General features: G+C 66.1%; 5 protein-coding genes. 3 read left to right on the forward strand and 2 right to left on the reverse strand.

The genetic code is table 11. The features are described 5' to 3' along the window. Nucleotides 1-157 precede the first annotated feature (157 nt). Nucleotides 158-784: a DNA-3-methyladenine glycosylase family protein gene (locus tag AC3WJD_RS21520; RefSeq protein ID WP_492748833.1), complete on the reverse strand. Its 627-nt coding sequence runs from the start codon at nucleotides 782-784 to the stop codon at nucleotides 158-160. Nucleotides 785-950: 166 nt separating this feature from the next. Between AC3WJD_RS21520 and AC3WJD_RS21525 the strand changes: the two genes are divergently transcribed. Genes AC3WJD_RS21525 through AC3WJD_RS21535 form a run of 3 tightly spaced genes read left to right on the forward strand, consistent with a single transcriptional unit; the run spans nucleotide 951 to nucleotide 4,413 of the window. Next, on the forward strand, nucleotides 951-1,910 hold the full coding sequence (locus tag AC3WJD_RS21525; RefSeq protein ID WP_492748835.1) for a UbiA family prenyltransferase: 960 nt from the start codon (nucleotides 951-953) through the stop codon (nucleotides 1,908-1,910). 2 nt (nucleotides 1,911-1,912) lie between these two features. Beyond that, entirely contained in the window at nucleotides 1,913-3,295 is a 1,383-nt protein-coding gene (locus AC3WJD_RS21530; RefSeq protein WP_492748838.1) for a hypothetical protein, read from the forward strand. Then, on the forward strand, nucleotides 3,292-4,413 hold the full coding sequence (locus AC3WJD_RS21535; RefSeq protein WP_492748841.1) for an acyltransferase family protein: 1,122 nt from the start codon (nucleotides 3,292-3,294) through the stop codon (nucleotides 4,411-4,413). The genes AC3WJD_RS21530 and AC3WJD_RS21535 overlap by 4 nt, the downstream gene beginning before the upstream one ends. Nucleotides 4,414-4,419: 6 nt before the next feature. Here AC3WJD_RS21535 and AC3WJD_RS21540 read toward each other — a convergent pair whose 3' ends face one another. Further along, complete coding sequence (locus AC3WJD_RS21540) at nucleotides 4,420-5,790, reverse strand: lipopolysaccharide biosynthesis protein (RefSeq protein WP_492748845.1); 1,371 nt, start codon at nucleotides 5,788-5,790, stop codon at nucleotides 4,420-4,422. Nucleotides 5,791-6,042: the final 252 nt, after the last annotated feature.

Here is a 6,042-nt window from a genome sequence, read left to right on the forward strand (position 1 = left end):
CCCCTTACCCCTCCCTTGAAAGGGAGGGGCAGATATTGGTCGGAAGCTGTCATTCTCGACCGATCCGATGCCCAATGGGCGGAATATCGTGGAGAGCTGCCTTCTCCCCTCCCTTCCAGGGAGGGGCTCAAATGGGTCGAAAGCAGCCGCGCCCGCCCTATACCGGCAGTCCCATATCGGTGTTGTAATGGTGCCAGGTCATGATCGCCGCCGCGCCGCGATGCGGGCGCCATTTTTCGGCGAGCTTGCGTGTCTGTTTTTCGCTCGGACGTTCGGCGAGGCCCAGGATGCGGCCGATCTCGATCTGGACGGCGAGGTCGCCGGCGGGCCAGATATCGGGGCGGCCTTCGGCGAAGAGCAGGTAGATCTCGGCCGACCAGCGGCCGATGCCCTTGATCCTGACGAGCGCCTCGATCGCGCCCTCGTCGTCGGCGGGCAAGGCGCGCAGGTCGAGCTCGCCCGAAAGCACCAGTTCGGCGAGGCTGCGCGCATAGCCCTGCTTCTGTCGCGAAAAGCCGCAGGCGCGCAGCGTGTCGTAGTCACGCGCCAGCAGTTCGGCGGGCTCGCAGCCCGCGCCGAGCTCGGCCTCGAGCTTGTCCCACACCGCCTGCGCCGCCTTTACGCTGACCTGCTGGCCGATGATCGTGCGCAGCAGCGTCTGATAGCCGCGCGGCCGGATTCGCGGCTCGGGATAGCCGATGCGTCCGAGAGCGGCGGCGAAGCCGGGTTCGATCGCTGCGACCGCGTCGATCGAGGTGATGATCTGTTCCTGAGATAATCCCATTTTGTTCCATTGCCTCATTGTGCGCCGCCTGGCCAGCGCAAACAGTTCGTGATCGTCATCCCCGCAGGCGCGCGCGATCATCGCGCGCGCCTGCCAAAAATGGTAGTAACTCCAATGCGTAGCGTATGATCGGGGGGTGGCGCGTTACACTTTGCCCATGAGCCGCGTGCAGCGTATTGGCGGGACGGAGGGACCCGCGGGCAAGACCCCGGATGAACAGGCGGAGCTGTCGCGGCCTGCGGCGACGCCCTTGGGCTGGTGCCGCGAAGTGCTCACGCTGGTGCGACCGCACCACTGGCAGAAGAACATCCTCGTCTTTGTGCCGATGCTGGTCGGGCATGATTTCAGCGTGGTGACGCTGGCGGCGGCGCTGACCGCATTCTTTGCGTTCTCGCTGGCGGCTTCGAGCGCCTATGTGTTCAACGACCTGGTTGATGTCGAGGCGGATCGGGTGCATCGCTTCAAGCGTGAGCGGCCGATCGCGCGCGGCGCGATCAGCCGCACCGCCGCGATCTGGCTGATCCTCGGCCTGGCGGCTGCCGCCTTCGGGCTTGCCGCGCTTCTGCCGATCGGGTTCATGGCCGTGCTTGGCGCCTATTATGCCTCGACATGCATGTATTCGCTGATCGTGAAGCGGATGCTGGGGCTCGACGTCGTCGTTCTCGCCCTGCTCTACACGATGCGCGTGATTGCGGGTGACGAGGCAATCGGCTCGGATTCCTCCGAATGGCTCATCGCCTTCTCGCTCTTCTTCTTCCTCGCGCTCGCGCTCGTGAAGCGCTTCACCGAATTGTCCTACCTGCTCGACTCAGGGGGCACGCGCGCACCCAGCCGCGCCTACAAGGTCGAGGACCTGCGCGTGATGGTGCCGCTCGCGGCTGCGTCGGGGTTCAGCGCGATCACGATCTTCACGCGCTTCATCGGCTCGGATGAGGTGATGCTGAGCTACGGCCAGCCCGAACGGCTGTGGTATATCGCGCCGATCCTGATCTATTGGCTGATCCGCCTCATGCTGCTCGCCAATCGGCTCAAGATCAGGGACGATCCGGTGGTTTACGCGACGGGCGACCTCAAGAGCCTGTTGTGCGCGGCGGTGGTAGCAGGGCTGCTGCTCTGGGCGTGGTAACGTTGGCCGCACCCGCGCCACCGCATATGTCGGGGCTGGAACGTGGATCCCAACGGCGATCGCAGCTCACGCGCGCGCTGGCCTGCGCGATCGGGCTGATGGTCGCGGTTTTCTGCCTGTCGGTCACGAGGCTCGAATATAGCCGTTCTGCGATCACCGTGAATAATTGCGTGTTCGGCGCGGACACCGCGACCTATGCGAAGGCGCTCGCGCAGCAGCGCTATGGGGGGCTCAAGCCGCGCAAGCATCCCCTGGCAGTCGTGCTGATCGGCGGGCTGGCGCGTCCGCTGATCGCACTTGGCCTGCCCGCCGGTACCGCGGGGTCGGTGGCGCTGGCATTGATCCAGGCAGCGGGTGCCGGGTTGCTCTTCGCCTTTTTACGGCATCGTTACCTCGGCAGCGGCGGTGCCGCGTTCCTCGCCGCACTCGCGCTGTCGGCCTTTGGCACCGTCACGATCTTCGGGGTGATCGAAACCTATGGCGTGACCTTCATGGCGATCGCGCTGGCCTGCCTTGCCTTCGCTCTGCTCGCGCCGCGTGTCGAGCGCGCGCCGCTGCCCGCCGCGATCGGGGCAGGGACGGCGGGGGCGATCGTCGCGCTGACCAACCCGCCCGCGCTTGCCTTTCTGGCGATCTATACCGGCCTGGCATGGCGGCGCGCGCCAGGCGGGTGGTTCAGGCGATTCTGGCTGACGCTGCTGCTGCCGGCGGCGATCGCATCGGCGGGCGCGATCGTGCCCGCGATGCTGTTCGATCCGACGGGCGGGCTGGTGTGGCAGGGGCACTATCTGCGGCGCTATGCGGACCTTTCGAATTTCGCCGATGCGCGGATCAGGACCGATTATCTGGCGAGCTTCTTCCTGTTCGCCTTCGTTGCGCCGCTCGATCATGTCCAGTGCCGCTATCCCGCGACCGACATCGCCGCACTTCTGGGCGATCCGATGCGCGCTGCGGCGTTGGTCGGCATCTATGCGGTTGGCCTTACGGGAATCGTCCGCGGGCTCGCGGGAACCGCACGGCCCGTCGTCATCGCGGCGCTGGGCACCGTGGCGGCGCTCTTTTTGTTCTACCTGTTCTTCAATCCCGACGAGGCATTGCTCTACAGTTCGCAATGGACGCTCGCGCTGCTGATCGCGGCGGCGCCCGGGCTGGCGTCACGGGGGCGGGGCAATCTGGCGATTGCGGGGGCGGTTGCGCTCAGCCTTGGCATCAACGTGTCGCCACTCCACAATCGCGCGACCGGTGATCCACGCATGTGTTGCCCGTCTCCGCCGGCGACCATGCTCGAACGCGAGCAACCGCTGCGGCAAAGTCTCGTCGGATCCAGGAGCGTAAGCGCGCAACGTCCGAATTGTGTCGCGGCCGATGGAGGGCGCGCGCGATGACGACAGATGCGCTGGCCCCGGGCTTTGCGCGCGCCACACCGGCCGCGACGCCCGCCGACAGCACCTATGTCACCTGTCTCGATCTGCTGCGCGGCGTCGCGATCCTCGCGATCGTGATGCTGCACGCGGGCAACGCGTTCTTCCAGCAGGGGCTTGCCGATCGGACGCCCGGGTCGGCGCTGGGGCATGCGATCAACCTCATCCTCTTCCACGACTCGACGCTCTATTTCAGCCTGATATCGGGCGTGCTCTATGGCCATCTGTTCTGGCGGCGGCCGCATGGCGCATTCTTCAAGGCGCGGTTGCGCAATATCGGATCGCCCTATCTGGTCGTGAGCTTCGTGCTCACGGCGCTCGCCTGGGCGATCGCGCTGCGTCGCGATGGCGGCAGTGCGGACATATCCGCGTTTGTGCGCGAGCTTGCGGTCAATATCGCGACGGGCGATGCGTGGAACACGCTCTGGTACATTCCCGTCATTCTCGGCCTCTATGCGATCAGCCCGCTCCTCTCGCGGCTGGTACGAGGCGCGCGATGGCGATGGCTCGCCGCGCTGCTCATCCTCGCGCCGCTCCTGATCTCGCGGACCGGGACCGTGCTGACGCCCGAGATCGTGGTCTATTTCGGCGGCGCCTATGTTTACGGGCTGGTGCTCGGAACGCAGCTCGATCTGGCGCTCGACGGGTTGCGGAAGCACTGGCGCTGGTTCTGTGCGGCGGCGCTGATCGCGACCGCAGCGCTCACATTGCTATTCGCGATCAATGTCGACCGTGTCGGGATCACTTCGCTACGCGAGAGCTGCTATTATGTGCAGCGGCTCAGCATCGCTTCGCTGCTGCTCGTGGCGCTGAGCAACTGGTCGACGCGGCCGCCTTCGATGCCCCGCAAGCTCCTGGGGGTAGCGGCGTCGATGTCCTTCGGCATCTATTTCGTCCACGGACCGCTGCTGCGCCCGATCGCTCGGGTCATCGGCCCGATGGTGCCCGCTGACCAGCCCTGGTGGGCGCTGCTTGGCGGCGCGGTCGCGACCTCCGTCGCGGGGCTTGCGGCATCGGTCGCGCTGGTCGCGCTGGTCAGGCTGGTATTTGGCAAGCGTTCGCGGCTGGTGATCGGTTCCTGACGCGCGTCAGTCGAGGTTCGACGGCTGCGACGTACGCCATCCTGCGGGCGCGGGACGGTGGAAGGCCCGGCGGAACATCAGGTTCAGCATGATGATCCAGATCGTGCCCATGATCAGCTGCGCGATATTGGCGCCCATCGGGCCGATCTGCGGGATCAGCGCGATCGCCGACACATGGAAGATCGGTACCACCACCAGCACCGCAAGGAAGAGCTGGCGCGCCTGCCCCATCGACATCAGCGCCGCACGCTTGATCGAGGCGGTAAGCGTCAGCGCGACCGCCAGCATCTGGACGACGAGCAGCGGCGCGGCACCGACGAATGCGCGGCCGACAAAGGCGCGGATCAGCGGCTCGGCCGCCAGCGCCACGACGCCCCATGCGGCGAGACCGAAGGCCGCCAGCATCATCTCGGATTGCCACACCACCGCGCGGAATTCGCGGAGCTTGTTCTTGTTCCACAGCCGCGCGACCTCGGGGTAGACGACCGCCTGCAGCTGCGCGCCCGCCTGGAACGAGACTTTCCCGACGCGCTTGGCGATGTGATAGAGCCCCGCGCTTGCAGGATCGGCGAGTGCGCCGACGAGCAGCGTGTCGAGCTGCTGCGTGCTTGACCAGAGCGTCAGCGACAGGTTGGTCGACCAGGTAAAGCTCCAGATGCCCGGAAAGCGCTCGGAAATCCGTCCGACGCGTGCGCGCAGCACCCGCCCCAGCCCGTCGCGTGCCAGCTCGCGCAGTGCGGCGGCGAAGAGCAGCATCGAACCAAGGATTTGGGTGCTCGCCCAGATCAGGACGAAGGTCATCATGCCCGCGTCGTCAAAGAACGCGACTAGGCACAGCGCCAGCCGCACCGCCATGCTGACCGACTGGAGATAGGCGACGCTGCGGAAGCGGCCAGTGAGGCGCAATATGCCGATCGGCGCGCCGCTCACCCTGAAGAGCAATGTGGTCGAATAGACGAGGATCAGCGCGTAGATCGCTTCCGACCATTGGTAGAACCAGCCGACTGCGAGCATCAGCCCCATCGCGATCAGCCAGCTCGCCGCGGCGGCGCTGAAATCGAGCAATATGCCGAACTTGCACAGGGCGGCGAAATCGTCGTCGCGGCCCGATTCCTCAAGCCCCGCGCCGAAACGGATCAGCGGCTGCCAGGTCTGGAAGCTGACGAGCATCTCCATCGCCAGTGCTGAGCTGATGATCAGCGCAAGCACGCCATATTGGGCGGGCCCTAGTGTCCGCGCGGTCAGCGCCACCGCCCCGAGGCTGAGCACGAGCGTGACCATATTGCCCGACAGCAGATGGCCGACATTGACGAAGCGCGTGCGGGCGGGGCCCGCCGCGAAGATCTGGAACGCACCTTTCAGGTCAGCTAGCCGCATCAGTGATCCGCCCGCGCTCCGGTCCGGCTGCTCATTCTGCGATCGTCCTTGCCACTCATGCCTGCCCTGCGCGCCATTGTCGTGCAAAAGGGCGGGAAAATGGCACCGGGCACCGGGCTTACCTCGGAATTGCCGCCTTTCCTCCAGGCGCCGGCTCGTTCAAAACATCGGCCACCCGCAGTTATAGGCGGGGAGGGATCCGGTGGCCGACTGGGCGAAGCCGTTGTAGCGGGCATCGTCCTTGGCGAGCGC

The sequence above is a fragment of the Sphingobium sp. FW306-1B-F04DB genome (assembly GCF_058781925.1).